This window comes from Roseococcus microcysteis, from assembly GCF_014764365.1.
Taxonomy (GTDB): Bacteria; Pseudomonadota; Alphaproteobacteria; order Acetobacterales; family Acetobacteraceae; genus Roseococcus; species Roseococcus microcysteis.
This window is the reverse complement of the sequence record NZ_CP061718.1, coordinates 3,679,843-3,698,417: the sequence shown is the minus strand read 5'-3', so window position 1 is coordinate 3,698,417 and position 18,575 is coordinate 3,679,843. Positions and strand designations below refer to the sequence as shown.

General features: G+C 71.7%; 15 protein-coding genes and 3 tRNA genes. 1 reads left to right on the top strand and 17 read right to left on the bottom strand.

Annotation, left to right across the window (positions count from 1 at the left end):
- Positions 1-38: 38 nt before the first annotated feature.
- The 4 genes from ICW72_RS17830 to ICW72_RS17815 form a co-directional block, all read right to left on the bottom strand.
- Positions 39-112, bottom strand: a tRNA-Gly gene (locus ICW72_RS17830).
- Between the two features lie 75 nt (positions 113-187).
- Positions 188-270, bottom strand: a tRNA-Tyr gene (locus ICW72_RS17825).
- 24 nt (positions 271-294) lie between these two features.
- Positions 295-1,476 (bottom strand): polysaccharide pyruvyl transferase family protein, encoded by a 1,182-nt coding sequence (locus ICW72_RS17820; protein WP_191083920.1) that lies wholly within the window; start codon positions 1,474-1,476, stop codon positions 295-297.
- 26 nt (positions 1,477-1,502) lie between these two features.
- Positions 1,503-1,588: transfer RNA gene (locus tag ICW72_RS17815), tRNA-Leu, on the bottom strand.
- Positions 1,589-1,637: 49 nt separating this feature from the next.
- On the opposite strand from ICW72_RS17815, the gene lipB reads away from it, so the two are divergent.
- Positions 1,638-2,297: a lipoyl(octanoyl) transferase LipB gene (gene lipB / locus ICW72_RS17810; RefSeq protein ID WP_191083919.1), complete on the top strand. Its 660-nt coding sequence runs from the start codon at positions 1,638-1,640 to the stop codon at positions 2,295-2,297.
- On the opposite strand, the gene ICW72_RS17805 is transcribed toward lipB, so the two are convergent.
- The 13 genes from ICW72_RS17805 to ICW72_RS17745 form a co-directional block, all read right to left on the bottom strand.
- On the bottom strand, positions 2,291-3,244 hold the full coding sequence (locus ICW72_RS17805; RefSeq protein WP_191083918.1) for a D-2-hydroxyacid dehydrogenase: 954 nt from the start codon (positions 3,242-3,244) through the stop codon (positions 2,291-2,293). The two genes, lipB and ICW72_RS17805, sit on opposite strands and share 7 nt — an antisense overlap.
- Before the next feature lie 181 nt (positions 3,245-3,425).
- Positions 3,426-4,700, bottom strand: coding sequence for a DEAD/DEAH box helicase (locus ICW72_RS17800; RefSeq protein ID WP_191083917.1), 1,275 nt, complete (start codon positions 4,698-4,700; stop codon positions 3,426-3,428).
- A gap of 234 nt (positions 4,701-4,934) precedes the next feature.
- A complete protein-coding gene (locus tag ICW72_RS17795; RefSeq protein ID WP_184385269.1) occupies positions 4,935-5,210 on the bottom strand; it encodes an acylphosphatase in 276 nt (91 codons plus the stop codon).
- Complete coding sequence (locus ICW72_RS17790; protein ID WP_191083916.1) at positions 5,207-5,908, bottom strand: ATP12 family chaperone protein; 702 nt, start codon at positions 5,906-5,908, stop codon at positions 5,207-5,209. The genes ICW72_RS17795 and ICW72_RS17790 overlap by 4 nt, the downstream gene beginning before the upstream one ends.
- Positions 5,909-5,917: 9 nt before the next feature.
- Positions 5,918-8,215 carry an AsmA family protein gene (locus ICW72_RS17785; RefSeq protein WP_191083915.1) on the bottom strand — a complete coding sequence of 766 codons (2,298 nt, stop codon included), beginning with the start codon at positions 8,213-8,215 and terminating at the stop codon, positions 5,918-5,920.
- Positions 8,212-9,192 (bottom strand): RluA family pseudouridine synthase, encoded by a 981-nt coding sequence (locus ICW72_RS17780; RefSeq protein ID WP_191083914.1) that lies wholly within the window; start codon positions 9,190-9,192, stop codon positions 8,212-8,214. Before ICW72_RS17780 ends, ICW72_RS17785 begins: the two co-directional genes overlap by 4 nt.
- Positions 9,193-9,285: 93 nt before the next feature.
- The gene (locus ICW72_RS17775) at positions 9,286-10,167 is read right to left on the bottom strand and encodes an MBL fold metallo-hydrolase (protein ID WP_191083913.1); all 882 of its coding nucleotides are present in this window, start codon (positions 10,165-10,167) and stop codon (positions 9,286-9,288) included.
- A 20-nt stretch (positions 10,168-10,187) separates the two neighbouring features.
- Positions 10,188-11,057 (bottom strand): 16S rRNA (adenine(1518)-N(6)/adenine(1519)-N(6))-dimethyltransferase RsmA, encoded by an 870-nt coding sequence (gene rsmA / locus ICW72_RS17770; protein ID WP_191083912.1) that lies wholly within the window; start codon positions 11,055-11,057, stop codon positions 10,188-10,190.
- On the bottom strand, positions 11,041-12,405 hold the full coding sequence (locus tag ICW72_RS17765; RefSeq protein ID WP_223880667.1) for a peptidylprolyl isomerase: 1,365 nt from the start codon (positions 12,403-12,405) through the stop codon (positions 11,041-11,043). The genes rsmA and ICW72_RS17765 overlap by 17 nt, the downstream gene beginning before the upstream one ends.
- Before the next feature lie 41 nt (positions 12,406-12,446).
- On the bottom strand, positions 12,447-14,837 hold the full coding sequence (locus ICW72_RS17760; RefSeq protein WP_223880666.1) for an LPS-assembly protein LptD: 2,391 nt from the start codon (positions 14,835-14,837) through the stop codon (positions 12,447-12,449).
- A 114-nt stretch (positions 14,838-14,951) separates the two neighbouring features.
- The gene (locus tag ICW72_RS17755; protein WP_332308942.1) at positions 14,952-15,962 is read right to left on the bottom strand and encodes an LptF/LptG family permease; all 1,011 of its coding nucleotides are present in this window, start codon (positions 15,960-15,962) and stop codon (positions 14,952-14,954) included.
- 13 nt (positions 15,963-15,975) lie between these two features.
- Complete coding sequence (lptF, locus tag ICW72_RS17750) at positions 15,976-17,106, bottom strand: LPS export ABC transporter permease LptF (protein WP_191083911.1); 1,131 nt, start codon at positions 17,104-17,106, stop codon at positions 15,976-15,978.
- Positions 17,107-17,139: 33 nt separating this feature from the next.
- A complete protein-coding gene (locus ICW72_RS17745; protein WP_191083910.1) occupies positions 17,140-18,573 on the bottom strand; it encodes an FAD-binding oxidoreductase in 1,434 nt (477 codons plus the stop codon).
- Positions 18,574-18,575: the final 2 nt, after the last annotated feature.

Here is an 18,575-nt window from a genome sequence, read left to right as displayed (position 1 = left end):
CGCAACCGCGCGAGCGCCACTCAGCGGGAGCACCACCCTGGAGCGGGTGAGGGGAATCGAACCCCCGTAGCCAGCTTGGAAGGCTGGTGCTCTACCATTGAGCTACACCCGCGCCGAGGCGGACGCCTGCATCACGCCAGGAGCGCCACCCCGTTCGGGACGGCACCCGCTGCTCGCGCCGGGAATATGGAGGGGGCTGGATTCGAACCAGCGTAGGCGCAAGCCAACGGATTTACAGTCCGTCCCCTTTAGCCACTCGGGCACCCCTCCGCACGCGGGCGAGAGCGGACGCCTTCAAGCGGTTTCGCCGCCCCCTGTCAATGCGGGCTGCCGCGCCGGCCCCGCATCCAGCCGATGCGCCAGGCGGTTCTCCTCCAGGAAGGCGCGGTAGATCGTGAAATTCCGCGCATAGGCCGCCTCGAAAGGCGCGAAATCCGCGCCCTCCAGCATCATGTCCAGATCCATGGCGCCGGCGAGCTGCATCTCTATCGCGGGGAGTTCGAACAACTCGGCCATCTCGCGCGTGCGGGTGTCATAGACGATGGGAATGGCGGGGATGCCCTGTTGCAGCGCCATGACATTGCCATGCAGCCGCAGCCCCAGCACCATGTCCACATGGGCCGCCAGATCCTCGGCCCAGCTGTCGATGTCGATATGGGCCGCCATGTGTCGCCCCAGCAGCTGCGCCACGCGGGGGTCGTCGGCAAGGCCGTGCAGGCCCAGCACCTCCCGCAGCCGCTCCGCGCGTCGCGTGGGCGCGCCCAGGGCCAGCAGCATCTCCTCCCGCTCACCCTGGGCGTAGAGACGGCTGCCGGGGCGCCGGGCCACCTCGGCCAGGAGGCGCCGCTGCGCGATCTGGGAGAGGCCCTGGCTCGGCGTGTATTCGCCCTGCAGGTGCCGGTTCAGCGTCAGGCCCAGGCGCCCCGTGCGGGCCTGCACGGGACGGATGGGACGCGTGGGTGCGCCGGATCGGTAAAAGCTCGGGCAGCCGATGATGCGCGTGTTGCGGATGCCGAGCGCGGCCAGCACCTCGGCCGAATACTCGCCCCGCACACCCAGGCTCTCGGATTTCTCCGCCACCAGGCGCCAAAAGGCGACCGAGCCTTCCGGCAGGCTCAGGCGGCGGTAGGAGGCGGCCTGCGCGCCCACCCCCAGTGCCACCACCGGCCCGGTCAGGTGCCGCAGCAGGGGCACCACATGGCCGAAGTCCAACCCCTCCATGAGGTAGTTGGAGCCACGGATGATCGTGATGTCCGGCTGTTCCTTCGGCCAGTGCTTCCGCTCGCCGGCCGCGGCGAAACCCAGCTGCGTGACCTTGGTGGCGGCCAGGTGCCGCAGCGTCGCGTCATAGACCAGCAAGTCGCCGGTGTTGATGCCGCGCGCGCCGAAGAAGGCCTCGGGGTCTGGGATGCGAAGTTCCGCCCCCGCCAGCCCGGTCCGCACGGAGGCGCCGGCATTGAGGACGAAGACATGCATCCAGGGGGGCCCCCTCGGGCAGGGAATGGTGCGGTCAAGAAGATTCGAACTTCCACGGGGTTGCCCCCACTAGCACCTCAAGCTAGCGCGTCTACCATTCCGCCATGACCGCGACGCGGTGGGGGCTGTAGCGCATGATCCCGCCCGGTTCAACTGACCCGATGACGAATCTCTCCTGGACCATCTCCGAGGGCCTGACCCCCTACCCCGATGCGCTCGCCGCCATGGAGGCCCGCGTGGCCGCCATCCGCGCCGGCACGGCCCCGGAATGCGTCTGGCTGGTCGAGCACCCGCCCAGCTACACCGCCGGCACCAGCGCCAAGCCCGAGGAGCTGGTCGAGACGCGCTTCCCCGCCTTCGCGGCCGGGCGCGGCGGGCAATGGACCTATCACGGCCCCGGCCAGCGCACCGCCTATGTCATGCTGGACCTGACGCGGGCGCATGGCACGGTGAAGCCGCGCGACGTGCGCGCCTATGTCCATGGCCTGGAGGAATGGATGATCCGGGCGCTCGACCGCTTCAACATCCGCGGCGAACGGCGCGAGGGCCGGGTGGGCATCTGGGTGGTGAAGCCCGGCAATGTGGAGTGCAAGATCGGCGCGATCGGCGTGCGCGTCACCCGCTGGGTCTCATGGCACGGCATCGCGCTGAACCTGGAGCCGGACCTGTCGCATTTCGGCGGCATCATCCCCTGCGGCATCCGCGAGCATGGCGTGACCAGCCTGCACGACCTCGGCGTGCTGGCCACCATGGAGGAGCTGGACAGCGCGCTGAAATCCGCCTGGGACGAGGTCTTCGGCGAGCCCGAGAGCGCTCAGTAACCCAGCTTCGGGTCCACCGCCTGGGACAGCGCCTCGCCGGCCAGCAGGCGCCGCGCATTCTCGGCGAAGAGGGCGGCCACCACCTTGTCGCGCTCCGGGTGGAGCCCGCCGATATGGGGCAGCACCACGCAGTTGGGCGTGGTCCAGAAGGGGTGGCTCTGGGGCAGCGGTTCCTCGCGGAAGACGTCCAGCACCGCGCCCGCGATCACGCCCTCCTTCAGCGCCTGGACGAGGTCCTCGTCCACGATGGCCGAGCCGCGGCCGAAGTTGATCAGCCAGGCGTCGCGCTTCATCCGCCCGATTCGCGCGGCGTTCATGAGGTTGTCGGTCTCGGGCGTGGCGGGCAGCAGCAGCAGCACGAAGTCGGACTGCGCCAGCACGGCATCCGTGTCCTCCGGCCCGAAGACCTGTTCCACATGCGGCACGGCGCCGGGGCTGCGGCGGGTGCCGATGACGCGCATCTCCAGCGCGGCCGCCTTGCGCGCCAGTTCCACGCCGATGGCGCCCAGCCCCAATATGCCCAGCGTCCTTCCCGCCAAGGTCGTCGCCACGCGCCGCGTCCAGCGCGATTCGCGCTGGTCCATGGCGGCGGCGTGATAGGGCTTCGTGATGTGGAAGAGCGCGCCCAGGATGTTCTCGGGCATCTGCACGCGATGGGTGCCGCGCGCGCAGCACAGTGTCACGCCGGCAGCGAGATCAGGCCGGCCGATCCAGTTCTCCACGCCCGCCGTCAGCGCCTGCACCCAACGCAGCTTGGGCATCCGTGACAACAGGCCGGGTGGGGCGCCCCAGGCGAGCAGCCCCTCCGCCTCGGCCAGAAGGGCAGCGTCAGGCGTCTCGGCCCGCTTCAGCTCCTGGATGCGGAAACGCCCCGCCACGCCGGCCTCTTCCAAGGCGCGGCGATACGGGGCGGTGTTGTCGTGCCAGAGAAGCAGAAGCGGGGCCATGACGTCTCCTGGGTTTTGCCCAGGCTAGCGCCTGATCCGCGGAGGCGGAATCGCCGGAGCGGTGAATCAGTCGCTAAAGCTCACGTCACCTCCCCGCCGGTACCACCTCAGGGACCGCGCGCGAGAAAGCCGCGCTGCTGCGGCGCGCCCGGGCGGCGGCGCCCCTCGCTGCCCGCCGGCTTCACGAAGCTGCGCGGGGCGGAGCTGCGCTCCTCCCGGTGGTCGCCACGCGCCTCGCCGCGGGGGCGGGCTTGGCCGGGCGCTGCGGCCCGGGGCGGCCACGCTGCGGGCGGGCGGGGGTGGCGCGGTCATCCAGCGGGCGGGAGCGGTCCGTGCGGATGTCCGAGGTGTCGATCTTCTGCCGCGTGGTGCGCTCGATGGCGCGCAGCAGGCCGATCTCGTCCGGCGCCACCAGCGCGATGGCCTGGCCCGAAGCACCAGCGCGCGCGGTGCGGCCGATGCGGTGGACGTAGGTCTCGGGCACTTCCGGCAGCTCATGCTGGATGACATGCGTCACATCCGGCACGTCAATGCCGCGCGCCGCGATATCGGTCGCCACCAGGATGGGCGCGCGGCCGGACTTGAACTCGGCCAGGGCGCGTTCCCGCTGGGACTGGCCCTTGTTGCCATGGATGGCATTGGCCTGCAGGCCATCCTGCTCCAGCGACTTCACGATCTTGTCCGCGCCATGCTTGGTGCGGGCGAAGACCAGCACGCGGCCCACGCCGTCTTCCTTGAGCAGCTTGGCCAGCGTCGTGCGCTTCTGCCCGCCTTCCAGGATGATGCAGCGCTGGTTCACGCGCTCGGCCGTGGTGGCGACGGGCGTCACCTCGATCCGCACCGGCTCGCGCAGCATGTCGGCGGCGAGCTTCGCGATGTCGGGCGGCATGGTGGCCGAGAAGAACAGCGTGGTGCGGTCCGTCGGCACCGCGCGGACGACCTGCCGGATGGCGGGCAGGAAGCCGCGGTCCAGCATCTGGTCGGCCTCGTCCAGCACCAGGATCTGGGTGTGATCCAGGCGCGCGGCGCGGCTGTTCATGTGGTCCAGCAGGCGGCCGGGGGTGGCCACCACCACGTCCACGCCGCGGGCCAGCGCCCGCTGCTGGGGCGCATGGCCCACGCCGCCGAAGATGGTGGCGACGGAAAAGCCCATATGCTTGCCATAGGCCTTGAAGCTGTCGGCGATCTGGCTGGCGAGCTCGCGCGTCGGGCTCAGCACCAGCACGCGGCAACCGCCCTTGGGCGGGCGGCCCGGCGTCTCGGCCAGGCGGTGCAGGATGGGCAGGGCGAAGGCGGCGGTCTTGCCGGTGCCGGTCTGGGCGATGCCCAGCACGTCACGGCCCGACAGCACGGTCGGGATGGCCTTGGTCTGGATGGGGGTGGGGGTGGTGTAACCGGCCTCTTCCAGCGCGCGCAGCAGCAGCGGGTTGAGGTTCATTTCAGCGAAAGTGGTCATGATAAATCCAGCAGCGCGGCGCCGCGTCACGGGCCGCGAAGTTCAGGGTGGACACCCCGCGTGGCTGGGCTGATCCGGGAGAGAGCATCGGGAATCCGGCAGTTCGGCTACCTTGGGCGCCACGATGAGAACCGTGGCGCGGCGCCGCTCACGCGGCCGGATCCGGGCGGGGTGCTTCCCCGCTGACCGGGCTCACATGATGCATTGCAGCAGAAAATGCAAGCGCTTTTGAGATTACAGCGTTGGAAGACGTTGGAATCCAGGCTCGCCCGGCGGTTCGGCGAAGCTCTCCTCGATGGCGGTGACACGCGCCATCGGCGGCCCCAGACGGCAGGCCGAGACCACCGCCTGCACCGCCGGGGTCTCGCCGGCCAGCAAGGCCTCCACCGAGCCATCGGCCCGGTTGCGGACCCAACCGGACAGCCCGTGCCGCTGCGCCTCGCCCTGCAGCCAATCGCGGAAGCCCACCCCCTGCACACGGCCGGCGATTCGCAACCGCAACGCCGTCACGGCGCCAGCTCCAGCAGGCGGACGGCCAGGCGGAGGTCCGCCGCCACCTTCTCGCGCCGCTCCTCGGCCATCCAGTCGAGGCCCCATTGCTCCTCCTGGAAGAGCTCATCCAGGATGGAGAGGCGGTGCGCCTCCTCCACCGCCAGCGCGCCGCGCTGCACAGCGAGGCCCAGCACCAGGCTGCCCAGCGCCGGCACCAGCACGCCCAGCGCGGAAAGCCGCAGCGGATCGAGCCGCGCCACCGCGCGCGCCAGGGCGGCGAGGGCCGCAGGCTCCTGCGCCACGGGCATCAGCCCGTCCGTCACCGCCAGCCGCGCGCCCAGCACCTCGGCCGACCAGTCGAGCCAGGGTTGCCAGCCCGCATGCTGCCGGGCGGACAGCACGGGGTCCTCGGCGCGGTAGCAGAGCAGATCCGTCTCGCCATATTTCGCGATGGCCAGCATGGTGGCCTCCGGCGCGGGGGCGATGCGCTCGGCCGCCGTGCCGATGAGGCGCGAGAGGGGCACATCCTCCCAGCTCATCTCGCCATCGCGGGCGCCACCCGCCGCCTGCCATTCGGCGGCCAGCGCCTCGGCCAGCGGGCGGGTCTGCACGGCCAGTGTCCCGCCGCCGGGCAGGCGCACCGGCTTGCCGTCGAGATGCACGGCGAAACCCTCCGCCGCGGGCACGACGGAGGCATGGTCCCAGAAACGCTTCATGCCCGCATCCTACCGCCGCAGAAAACCGCGCAAAAGCTCGTTCACGGCGGGAGGTGCCCCGGGGATGGCGCCCTCGGCCGGCGCGGTTTCGGTGGTGGCGGGCGTCGGGTTGGCGGGCACCGGCCCGTCCCGCCCGCCGCGCGCGATCCGCAGCGTGGTGGCGCAATCGGGCAGCGAGGGCATGCCGCCGCCACCCAGGGCGCCGGCGATGAGGCCCGCCCCCTCCAGCCGGGGCGCCATCAGCCGCCCGGTCACTGGCACCGGGGCGCGGACACGCAGCCCGGCCACGCGCAAATCGGTCAGCAGCCGCATGGCCAGCGCCTCGTCGGCGAGGCGGATATTCCCTTCCCCCGCCACACGCCCCGCCGCGCCGTCGAGAAACAGCGTGGTGACGCGCGCCAGCCCCTGCTCCACATCGGTGCGAAAAGCGAGGCAGGCCAGCGGCGCGCCAGGCGCCAGCAGCGGCGTGAGCTGCTGCAGGGTCTGGCCCAGCCCGCCGCCCAGACGGGCATTGATGACCGCGACGCCCAGGTGCCCCGTCAGCGTCGCGGCCACGGCGCGCAGATCACCGCCCTGCCCGCGCAGATCCATGTCGAGATCGGCCGTCCCGCCCGTGGGGGCCTGGGTGCCGATGGAGGCCAGCAGCGCCGCGAGTTCCAGCCCCTGCCCGCCCCCCGACACCTGCACCAGCGGCACCTGGCCCCGCGCATCGGCCGCGACGCGCAGGGTCAGCCGCCCGCCGGGCACATTGGCGGCGAAGGGGTTCAGCCGCGCCTCACCCGCCGCGTTCACGAAGCGGCCCTCGACGGCGGTGGCAGTCAGGCCGGGTTGCACCAGCTCGGCCAGGATGAAGCGCAGATCGGCGTCGAAATCGCGGAGGAAGGCGAGGTCGAGCGGCGTCGCCGGGATCAGCCGCGCCGGCTCGGCGGGCGCCGGCGCTGGCGCGGCCGGTGCGGGCGTTCCCGCCGGCGCGGCCGGCAGGCGCAGCGCGCCGAGATCAAGCCGCCGCGACTGCACCTGCCCCGTCACACGCGGCCGGTCGGCCCATCCCAGTTCCAGCGCGCCGCCCAGGTCGCCGGCCGAGGATTCGGCGGTAAAGCGGCTGATGGACACGCCCTGCTGCCCACGCGGCGCCACATCGGCGCGGAGCGCGAGCCCTGTCAGCGCCGGCAGCGGCCGGCCCGCCAGGGGCGAAAGGGCGGCCAACTCCGGCACATTCGCTTCCAGCCGCAGCGCCTGCGGCCAGTTCCCGGCGACCGTCATCACCGCCTGGCCCGACGCGATTCGCGCCGTGATCTCGGCCGGCTGGCCCGCCATGAGGGCGGTGGGCGGGGCACGCCACGCCACTTCCAGAGGGGCGCCGCGCCAAGTCAGGCGGGCGGTTCCTTCCAGCGGCGCATCCAGGGCCGGCAGCCTGGCCTCCAGCCCGGCCAGGGTGATGCCCATGGCTTCCCCGCCCGTGGCGCGGAGTTCGAGGTTGGCGAGGCGTGGCGAACCGCCCTCCAGCGCCCCCTCGGCGCGCAGCGACACGCCGGTCAAAGCCGGCAGCGGTTGGCCGACCAGCGGCGAGAGGGCGGCGAGGTTCGGGACATCCCCCGCAATCCGGCCCTGCACATTCGCGCCCTGCCGGCGCCCCTCGAGCGCGAGCCGCGCCCCGGCGGCGGTAAGGTTCAACGCGAAGGGCGCCTCGCCCGCGCCCATCCAGGCCTGGGGCGGGGCTACCTCCCCTTCCAGCGCCAGCGGCGTGGCCCGCCATTCGCCGCGCGCGGCAAGCGCCAGCGGCGCGCCGGCCGAGGGGCTGGTGAGGGTTGCCTCGGCCAGGGTGAAGGTCTCGCCCGCATGGGTCACGCGCCAATCGGCGAGGCGCGCGGCGCGCAGGTCGAGCGTCATGGGCTCCCGGGGCTCGCCGGGGCTGGGCGCGGGGGTGGCGGCCTCGGGCGCCGCCGCGCGGGCCCAGGCGGCGGCATCCAGGCGCAGCACGCCGCCGGTCAGTTCCAGCCGGTCCACCTCCACATGCCCGCGCGTCAGCGGCAGGATGGCCAGGCGCAGCGTGGCATCCTCGATGGAGAGGATAGGTGCGCCATCCGCCCCCGTGGCCGTGATGAGGCTGGCGCCCAGGCTGGGCGTGAGGGCAGGCCGCAGCGTCAGCGGCCCCTCGATGCGGACAGGATGGCCCAGCGCCTGGCTGGCCGCGCGTTCGGCGCGCGGGCGGAAGGCATCGGCGTCGAAGAACAGCATGAAGCCCGCCACCGCCAGCAGCGGCAGCGCGACGACCACGGCCAGCAGGCCGATCAGAAACTTCTTCATGCGAGGCGCCGGGGGGGCTTGGGGGCGGGGTTGTCGAAGCCCAGGAAGCGCATGGTTTCCTCCATGTGCGGCGGGGGCGCGGCCATGGCCTCCAGCACCCCGCCATCAGGGTGCGGCACCCGCAGGGCGCGGGCGTGCAGATGCAAACTGCCCGACAGCCCCTCGAGATGCGCGGCCGTCCCGCCATATTTTCCATCGCCCAGGATGGGCGTGCTGAGCGCGGTGGCGCAGTGGACGCGCAGCTGGTGGGTGCGCCCGGTGTGGGGCTTCATCTCCAGCAGGGCGGCGCGGCGCTTGGCCACGTCCAGCAGGCGGTATTCGGTGGTGGAACGCACCACATCGGGGCCGCGTGCGCCCGGGGGTGCGGCCACCACGCGCTCCCGCCCGCCGCCGCCTTCCTTCATCAGCGGCATCTCGATGGTGCCGGCATGGTGCAGGGGTTCGCCCACCACCACGGCCCAATAGGTCTTCTCCACGTCGCGGCCGCGGAAGGCCTTGGCGAGGAAGGCCGCCGCCTGGACCGTCCGGGCCAGCAGCAGCACGCCCGAGGTGTCACGGTCCAGCCGGTGCACCAGGCGCGGGCGCTCGCCGTCATAGGCCAGCGCGTCCAGCATGCCGTCCAGGTGCTTGGTGATGCCGGGGCCGCCCTGCACGGCCAGGCCCGGCGGCTTGTCCAGCACGATCACGCTGGCGTCCCGATACAGCACGCGCGCCTGGAGCTCGCGCGCGGCGGCCTCCGGGATGGGGCGCGGTTCCGCCTTGGGCGCGGGCGTGTCCGGCATCGGGGGCAGGCGCACCTCCTGCCCGGCGGCGAGGCGGGTGCTGGCCTCGGCGCGCTTGCCATCCACCCGGATCTGCCCGGTGCGGAGCATCTTTTGCAGGGCGCCCTGGGTGAGCGCGGGGTAGCGGCGGCGGAGCCAGCGGTCGAGGCGGGTTTCCGCCTCGGCGGGCGGGACGGTCAGGGTGGCGACGGACATGGGGATGGGTTTAGCGTCTGATCGCCTTCGGCGGTATCGCCGAAGGCGTGAATCAGCCGCGCGCCAGGGCGAAAGCCCTTTCCCCCGCCGCCATCACTCCCGCACGAACTCCCACTTGAAGCCCCGATCCGCCCCCTTCAACCGCCCCACCGTCGGGTGCGCGAAATGAATGGGCAGCATCAGGGTCGGCGTGTCCGCCACCTCCTCGAAGACCCGCCGGCGCGAGGCCTCGGCCTGCTTCGGGTCCCAGCAGAAGATGGTGGAGAGCGAGGGGTCCGTGCATTGCAGCTGGTGGTGCATCATGTCGCCGGCGATGATGGCGCGCTGGCCCCGGCTCTCGATCTTCACGCAGCAATGGCAGGGCGTATGGCCCGGCGTCAGGATCAGGCTGAGGCAATCATCCAGGGTGTAGCTCTCATCCACCAGCAGCGCCTGGCCGGCCTCGACGATGGGCAGGCAGTTCATGCGCCACACGCCGCCCGCGCCGCCGGCCTTCTCGACGCCCTGCGCGTCCAGCGCCTCCCAGGCCGCGTATTCGCCCTTGTGGAAGATGTATTTGGCGTTGGGGAAGGTCGGCACCCAGCGCCCGTCCACCAGTTTGGTGTTCCAGCCGCTGTGGTCGATGTGCAGGTGGGTGCAGAAGACGTAGTCCACATCCTCGGGCGTCAGGCCCTCGGCGGTCAGCGCGTCCATCCAGGGCTGCTTGGGAAAGTCCATGGGCGGCGGATAGCCCTTGTGCTCGCCGGTGCAGGTGTCCACCAGGATCACGTGCTTGGGCGTGCGGACCACGAAGGTCTGGTAGGTGATGACCATCTTGCCGCTGGCGCGGTCGAAGACCTCGGGCTCCAACGCCGCCATGTTCGGGGCCTGGGCCTCGGCGTTCCAGCCCAGGAAGAATTCCTGCGGGGTGCGCCAGGGGCCGTCCCGCTCGATCAGGCTCGTGATCGTCACATCGCCCAGTTGCAGCCGCTTCATGGCGTCATTCCCCCGTTGTTTCAGGGGGTAGCTTGGCCTGCCTCTTCGCCGCGCGCCAGCCATGCCCTGGCCAGCGCGTCGAAGGCGGAAACGGGCAATTCCTCGGCCCGGCGCTCGGGCGCGATGCCGCAGGCGGACAGCAGCGCCTCCGCCTGCCCAAGGGGCTTCAGCGCCCCCCGCAGCATCTTGCGGCGCTGCCCGAAGGCGGCTGCGGTGATGCGCTCCATGGCGCGGAACAGCTCGGGCGGCGGCTGCTCCGCATGGGGTGTCAGCACCACCACGGCCGAATGCACCTTGGGCGGCGGGCGGAAGGCACCCGGCGGCAGGCGCAACCCGATGGAACAGGTCGCCACCCATTGCGACAGCACCGCGAGCCGCCCGTAATGCTCCGTCCCCGGGGCGGCGGTGATGCGGAAGGCCACCTCCTCCTGGAACATCAGAGTCAGGCGTTCCCAGGCGGCGGCCTCGCGCAGCCAACCGATCAGCAGCGGCGTGCCGACATTGTAGGGCAGGTTCGCCACCACCTGGCGGGGGGCCGGGAGTTCCGTGGCACCATGGAAGTGCCGCGCATCCTGCCGCAGCACGGTCAGCCGGCCCGGATGGGCGGCCTCCACCTCGGCCAGGGCGGCCAGGGCGCGCTCATCCAGCTCGACGGCGGTCAGGTGGGCCAGCGGGTGGGCCAGAAGGGCGCGGGTCAGCCCGCCGGGCCCCGGCCCCACCTCCAGCACATGCCGCCCCGCAAGGTCGCCCGGCAACAGGGCGATGCGGCGGCAGACGGCCTCATCCAGCAGGAAATGCTGGCCCAGCGCCTTGCGCGCATCGAGGCCAAATCGGCGGACGACCTCGCCAAGCGGGGTCAGCGACCCCGCCGCGTCACACGCGCTGGTCAATGATGGCGCGGCGCCGCAGCTCCCGCTGCAATTGCCGCGCGACCAGTTCCACGCGGTCGCGCAGGATGGTCTGGCGCGCGATCTCGGGGGTGAATTGCTCCTCCTCCTGGCGCTCCCGGCCGCAGACCATCAGCAGCAGGATGCCATCGGGGGCGATCAGGGGCTCGCTGAAACGGCCGATGGGCAGGGAGGCCAGCACCTGGCGCAGCGGGGGCGGGTTCACGCCTTCGAGGCGAATGGCGCCCGGGTCCAGCGGACGGTCGCTGGTGCGGGGCAGCGCCTCGGCCGCCGCGCAGCCGCGGGTGGCGCCCTGGAGGCGCTGCGCGCGGTCGAGGGTGGCCCGCTGCTGGTCGGTGGGGTTGTTCGGGTCCAGCCGCTCGGCGAAGGGCAGGAAGATCTGCCGCAGCGACACCATGGTGGAGACCTGTGCCGCCTGCCCCGCCTCGCGCCGGGCGCGCAGGGTCACGATCTGGAAGCCGCCGGCCACGCGCACCGGGTTGCTGATGGCGCCGGGGGGCATCTGCGTGACGATCGCGGCCACCTCCGGGTCCAGCCGCTCGGGCACCACCCAGCCCAGGTCACCGCCCTGCAGCGCCGACTGCGCCTGGCTGAACTGCGTCGCCACCACCGGGAAGGGCGAACCGCGGCGAAGCTGGTTGATGATCTCCTGGACGAAGCGCTGGGTCTCGGCCTCCACATCCGGGTTCTCGACCGGGATGAAGATTTCGGCGACCAGGAATTCGGGCACGCCCGTGCGGGCGCGACGGGCGGCGATGAGCTCCGCCACCTCGGCGTCGGAGACCTGGGCCTGGTCGCCCAGCCCCTGGCGCAGTAGGCGCCCCCAGCCGATCTGCACGCGGATCTGATCGTAGAGAACGCGCGGCTGCACGCCCATGCGCTGCAACTGCGCCACCAGCGCGCCGGCGGGCAGGTTGTTGCGGCGCTCGATGTCGGTGATGGATTCCAGGATGTCCTGGTCGCTCACCGGGATGCCGCGGCGCTGCACCTCCTGCATGCGCAGGCGCTCATCGATCAGCAGGCGGAGCATCTGCGGCTCCAGCCGGGTGATGGCCTCCTGCCCGCCGGCCATGCCGATGTTCAGCGCGAAGAGGCGCGCGCGGGAGGCGACCTCCATCTGCGTCACCACATCGCCGTTCACCACGGCGAGGATGCGGTTCATGTTGCCGGGCGCCGCCTGGGCGGCGGGCGCGCGCTGGGCGGCGGCGGGGCTGGCCACCACCCCCAGGGCGAGGGCGGCACCCAGGCCGAGGGCGGCCATCCGGGCGGGGCCCCAGCGGAGGAAGTTGGGGCGGGGTGTCGGTGTGCGGCGCATGTCGGCTGCCGTCATAGAGCGGTTTCGCCCCTGGTGGAAAGCACCGCCCGCCCCGGTCACAGCGCGCGCAGGCTGAAGTCACCCACGGTCTTGAAGGCGATGCGGAACAACAGCGTGGTGTTGCCGCGATACGGGTCGTTGGTGATGGGGTTGAAGCCCAGGCGGCGCTGGAATTGCGCCTGGATGATGCAGCACTCATCCTCATAGCCCGCGGTGCCCAGCAGCCAGGCAGGGCGCTCGGTCCGCAGGTCAAGCTGCATGGACCCGTTGGCCCGCCAGACGCCGCCCGCCCGGGTGCGGTACTCCGCGCCGAGCCCCAAGCCCACCTCGCGCCGCCCGGGGTCGTTCGCGAAGAAGGCCTGGGGCGGCTGGTCGAAGTAGCTGGTCGTGAGGACCACATTGTCCAGCACCCCGATGCGGCCGAGCGACGTGGCCAGCACCGCGTCGCTGGCCCGGTTGCGACCGCTGCGGCCATCGAGCCGCGTGCGCCCCATCACCTCGAACCAGGGCACGGGCGCGAAGGCGGCGCGGCCCACCCAATCGGATTCGCGGCGCTCCAGCCCGGAATTGGCGGGGAAGATGTTGCTGTCGTGGAAGCGGAAGGAGCGGCCGGCGAGGCCCTCCACCCGGCCGCCATTGGGGAAGAGCCAGGAGGCGCGCAGCGCCGCATCCACGCGCGTGCCCCCCTCCTGCCGGTCCCGCCCGGTGAAGCGGTTGAGCTGGAAGAGGTTCGCGTCGGTGAACTCGAAATCCACGCTGTCCTCATTGGGAAAGCGCGTCTGGCGGCCGGTGGCGGGGCCGGTGACGACCTGGACCCGCGGCTCCAGCAATTGCTGGCCCCAGATGCCCACGGGCCGCACCAGCGGCATCCGCCAGTCGAGGGCCAGGCGGAGATTGGCGTCGCCGCGCGTGCCATTGGCGTCGGGCAGCAGGCCCGGCGCGTTCTGCTGGCCATCGGCATGATAGGCGCGCAGGTCGGTCTGGGCGCGGATGGTCCAGATATCGCCCTGGGACCCGAGCATCGGGCGTTCCCAGGCCAGGCGGCTGGCCAGGCGCTGGGTGGCGCTGCCCACCGGCCGCGTGAGCGAAAGCGCGCCCATGTCGAGGGTGAGGTGCCCGCCCAGCACCGTCTGGCGCGGCGCGTATTCATAGAAGGCGTTGGGCGCCACCACCGGCAGCAGGCGCGTATCCTCCAGCGTCCGCAGGCCCTGGTAGGCACGGGCGTCGATGCGCGCGTAATGCTCGGTGCGCCAGAAGCCCTCGGCATAGACTTGGCTGACCAGCACCCGCTGCACGCCGAGGCGGTAGGTGCGCAGATAGCCCTCGCTGCTGGCGCGGTTGATGTCGAAGCCCACGCGCCAGTTCTCGGTCACATGGAACCGGCCCCGGGCCGCGACATGGCCCGCCACCTGCTCATCCTGCGTCTGGCCGAACTCGCTGAGGCGCCGCAGCGTGGAGCGCCGCAGATAGCCGATGGAGCCCTGGAGGTTCACCTCGCCATTGTTGAAGCGGCGGCGATACAGCAGGTCGAGGTTGGGCAGCACCTCGCTGCCCTGCGTCAGGGTGGCCGTGAGGTCCTGTTGCCCGTCAATCGCCCAGAAATAGGGCAGCGCCGCGAAGGCGCCGAGGAAGCGGGTGTAGCCGAAGGAGGGGAACAGAAATCCGGAGGAACGGGGCGTCTGCGGGTCCGGATGCGAGAAGAAGGGCGTGTAGAGCACCGGCACGCCCCCCACCTCGACCACCGCGTCGCGGTAGGAGATGCGCTCGCTCCGGCGGTCCTGCGTGGCGACGCGGGCCCGAAGCTGCCAGAGCGGCGGGCGCGTGGGGTCCGTTTCGCAGAGATTGCAGGCGGAATAGACCACGCGTGCGAGGTCCGTGACCTCGCCGCCGCTGCGCCGGGCGCCCGTCGCGGCCATGCGGGCGTTCTGCACCAGCCGCGCGCGGATTTCGCGCAGCACGCCGTCGCGGAACTGGTCGGCCAGCTCGGCTTCCTCGGCGTAGAAGACCTGCCCATCGGCCTCCAGAAGCTGGACATTGCCGCGCAGGATGGTCACGCCCGTGTTGCGGTCATGGATGAAGGTGTCGGCGCGGACGAAACGCTCACCTTGCCAGGCCTCGACGCGGCCGCGGGCGGTCACGACGCCGGTCTGCTGGTTGAACTCCACCTCGTCGGCGGTGAACACGACGGGCGTGTCCTGGTCCACCCGCAGGCCGGGAATGGCCGGCGTGACAGTGGATGTTCCAGTGGGCGTGCCAGTGGGTGAGGTGGTGGGCGGTGGCGCGCTTTGCTGCGCCTGGCCCGCGGTGGCCAGCATGGCGAACAGCGCGAGGGCCAGCGTGCCCCCGGCGCGGCGCAGCGCCTGGCGCCAGGCGCCCTGGGCCCGTCGCCGGTCGCGGCGCGAGGCGAAGCGCGGCAGATGGCTGCTCACCCGCGGTGGTTGTGCCATGTCAGCCTTCCTCCAGGTGCAGAAGCAGCGCCAGCGCCAACAGAAGGCCGGTCGCGGTGGGGGCCCAGGCGGCGAGCCAGACGGGAAGCGACCCCGCCTCGCCGAATTCCCCGGTCACACGGTCGAGGACATAGAGGGCGAAGCCCGCCGCGACGCCGGTCGCGATCGCGACCGCCGCCCCCCCTGGCGCGAATGCCGCATGGAGAAGCCGGCCGCCAGCAGCGCCATCGCCACCGCCAGGAAAGGCGTGCTCAGCAGCGAATGCAGTTGCAGCCGGTGCCGCAGCGCCGAGAAGCCGGACTGTTCCAGCAACTCGATGAAGCCCGGCAGCGCCCAGAAGGAGAGCGTGTCGGGCGAGGCCACGCTGTCCTCGATGCGGTCCGGCGTCAGGATGGTGGGCAGGGTGATGCTCGGGTGCTGGCTGGGCAGGGGCCGTCCCATCTGGAACTGCGTGACATCCTCCAACTGCCAGTTTCCGCCCGTCAGGCGCGCCCTCGGCGCCTCCAGGCGCTGCAAGGGCTGGTCCTGGCGGGAGAGCCGCCAGACCGTCACCTCGGTCATGACGAAATCGGCCCGGTCGGTGCCGAGCAGCCGGGCCGGACGGCCGGTCAGGATGGCGACCCCCCCGGGCTCGATCCCCGTATCGGCCTGGCGCAGCCACAGCCGGCCGCCGGCCAGCGCCGTCACCCCGCCGCCCGCCCGCAGGAAGGAGGCATCCAACCGCTCCGCCCGCGCCAGCATGGCCGAGGAGAGTGGCGAGATGGCGGTGATGGCCGTGATGCCGGTCAGCAGCGCGACGACGGTGGGCCCGGCCAGGAAGGCGAAGGCGGAGATGCCCGCGGCCCGCGCCACGATCAGCTCCGAACCCCGGGCCAGACGCCAGAAGGCCAGCATGCCGCCCAGCAGAATGGCGAAAGGCAGAAGCTGCATGGCGATGAAGGGCATGCGAAGGGCGGCGATGGTGGCGACGATGCCGAAATGGGCCTCGGGCCGCCCGGCGGCGCGGCGCAGCAGCTCCACGAAGTCGAACAGCGAGACCAGCAGCGTCAGCGCCACCAGCAGGATCAGCGCCGCGGCCAGGAAGCGTCGGGCGATATAGAAGGTGAAGGTATAGGCCGGCGTCATGCCCCGCCCCCGTTCAGCGCGCCCATGACCGCAACCTCCCGCCCAGGCCCGGCATGCCCGCGATGATCCAGGCCGAAACCAGCCCGGGGACGATGGCATGCAGCCAAACCAGCGGCAGCAGCGAATTCTGCCGCGCGGCCGCGCTGCCCAGCGTCAGCCCCACCGCCAGCAGCGCCACCATCACCCCGCAGCCGATGAAGAGCCGGAACCCACCGCCGAAGCGCCGGAATTCCCCCGTCAGCGCCACGGCCAGCGCCAGCAGCGCGAGGCCGATGGCCGTCAGCGGGTTGGCCAGGCGCTGGTGCGCCTCCGCCCGGTAGCGACGGCGGTCACGCTCGGAGACGTCGTCATCGGGGTCCAGCAGCTCCATCAGGCTGCGCTCATGGGCGTTGCGGAAACGGTCACCCTCCACCCGGCTGGTGCGGGCGAGGTCCAGGCTGTTCTCCGCGAAGGAAAGGGTCGTCAGGCGCGGGCGGGTGACGCCATCGGCGCCCCGCACCTGCTCCACCTGCTGCCGCTGCCCGTTGATGAGGGTGACGCGCGGCCCCTGGGGGGTGGAGGTCAGCCGCCCCGTCTCCGCGATGATGGTGACGGGCACCCCCCGCTCGCGCGTGTCATGCACCAGGATGCCGTAGAGGTTGTTGGCCCCATCCCGGGCGCGGGCATAGACCATCAGGTCGCCGCCCAGCTGGCTGAACACGCCATCCTGCAGCAAGAGCCCCGCCATCTGGTTGCGGATCTCGAACTGCCATTCACGGAAGGCCTGCTGCGCCAGCGGCGTAAGCCAGAGATTCAGCAAATAGCACAGCAGCATGGCGCCCGTGGCCACCGCCATGGCGGGGCGGGAGAGCTGCCAGTTGGACAGGCCGGCGGCGCGCATCACCACCAGCTCGCGGTCACCCGCCAGGCGCACATAGGTGAACAGCACCACCACGAAGGTCGTGATGGGCAGGATCAGCCCGAAGAAGCCCGGCAGCAGCAGGCCCGTCAGTTCCAGGAAGACCCAGAAGGACAGGCCGCGGTCCAGCACCAGCTCGATGAACCGCAATGACTGCGTGAGCCACACCAGCGCGGCGAGGCCCACGGTCACGGCGAACAGGGTCAGCGCCAGCTGGCGGACGATGTAGCGGTCAATGCGCCTCATGCCCGCATGGTCTAACAGCGGAAGGCGCCGCGGTCATCCGCCGGGAAGGACCTTCCCCGGATTCATGATGCCCCGCGGGTCCAGCGCCGCCTTGATGGCCCGCATGGCGGCGAGTTCGGCGCCGCCGCGCCACTCCTCCATCATGTCGGTCTTGAGCCGGCCCACCCCGTGCTCGGCCGAGAAGCTGCCGCCCAGGTCGCGCACGATGGCGTTCACGCAGTCCATGATGTCGTGCGAACGATCCAGGAAGGCCGCGGGGTCCATGCCCTCGGGCTGGACCAGGTTCATGTGGATGTTGCCGTCGCCCAGATGTCCGAAGGGCACGGGGCGGCTGCCCGGGATCATCTCGCGGAGCGCGTCGGAACAGCGGCGGATCATCTCCGGCACCTTGGAGACGGGCACGGAGACATCATTCTTTACATTGGCGCCGGTGCGCTTCTGGGCTTCCGGGTGCTCCTCGCGCAGGCGCCAGAGGGAAGCGCGCTGGGCCTCGGATTCGGCGAGGATGGCGTCCTCGATCTCACCCTCGATCAGCGCCGCTTCCAGCACGTGCTCGGCCAGGCTGCGCAGCCCTGCCCCTTCCCGGCTGGCCGTCAGGTCCACCAGCACATAGTGGTTCACGGGGTTGGACAGCGGCAGGGCCGTGCCCTCGATGGTCTTGAACACCATCCCCATGCCCGTGCCCGACATGTATTCGAAGGCCCGCACCGCGCCCTCATCGGCCGCGCGGAAGCGGCGGAAGAGGGAGAGGGCCGCATCCTCGCTCGGCACGGCGCAGAGGGCGGTCACGGTCTCGCGCAGGGCCGGAAACAGCCGCAGCACGGCGGCGGTGATGATGCCCAGCGTGCCCTCGGCCCCCACGAAGAGGTGCCGCAGCGCATAGCCGGTATTGTCCTTCCTGAGGCGCCGGAGGCCGTGGATGATGCCGCCATCGGGCAGCACCACCTCCAGCCCCAGCATCAGTTCGCGCGCATTGCCGTAGCGGACCGTGGTGTTGCCCCCCGCATTGGTGGAGAGCAGCCCGCCGATCATGGCCGAACCCTCGGCACCGAGGCTGAGGGGGAAGAGGCAGCCATGCTCCGCCGCCACCTCCTGCGCGCGGGTCAGCACGAGGCCGGCCTCGACCGTCATGGTCATGTCGAGCGCGTCCACTTCGCGCACCCGGTTCATCCGGGCAAGGCTCAGGATCACCTGGCCAGGCCGGGATTCCGGCGTGGCGCCGCCCACCATGGAGGTGTTGCCCCCCTGCGGGATGACGGCGATGCCGTGCTTCGCGCAGAGCGCCACGCAGGCCGAGACCTCTTCCGTGCTGGCCGGACGCAGCAGGGCCATGGCCTCGCCCGTGTAGAGGCCGCGCCAGTCGGACAGGTAGGGTGCCAGGTCCTCCGGCGACGTCAGCAGGCCCGCGGGGCCCAGGATGGCGCGCAGCGCGTCCAGAGGCGGAAGTGCGTGCAGGTCGTCGGGCATGG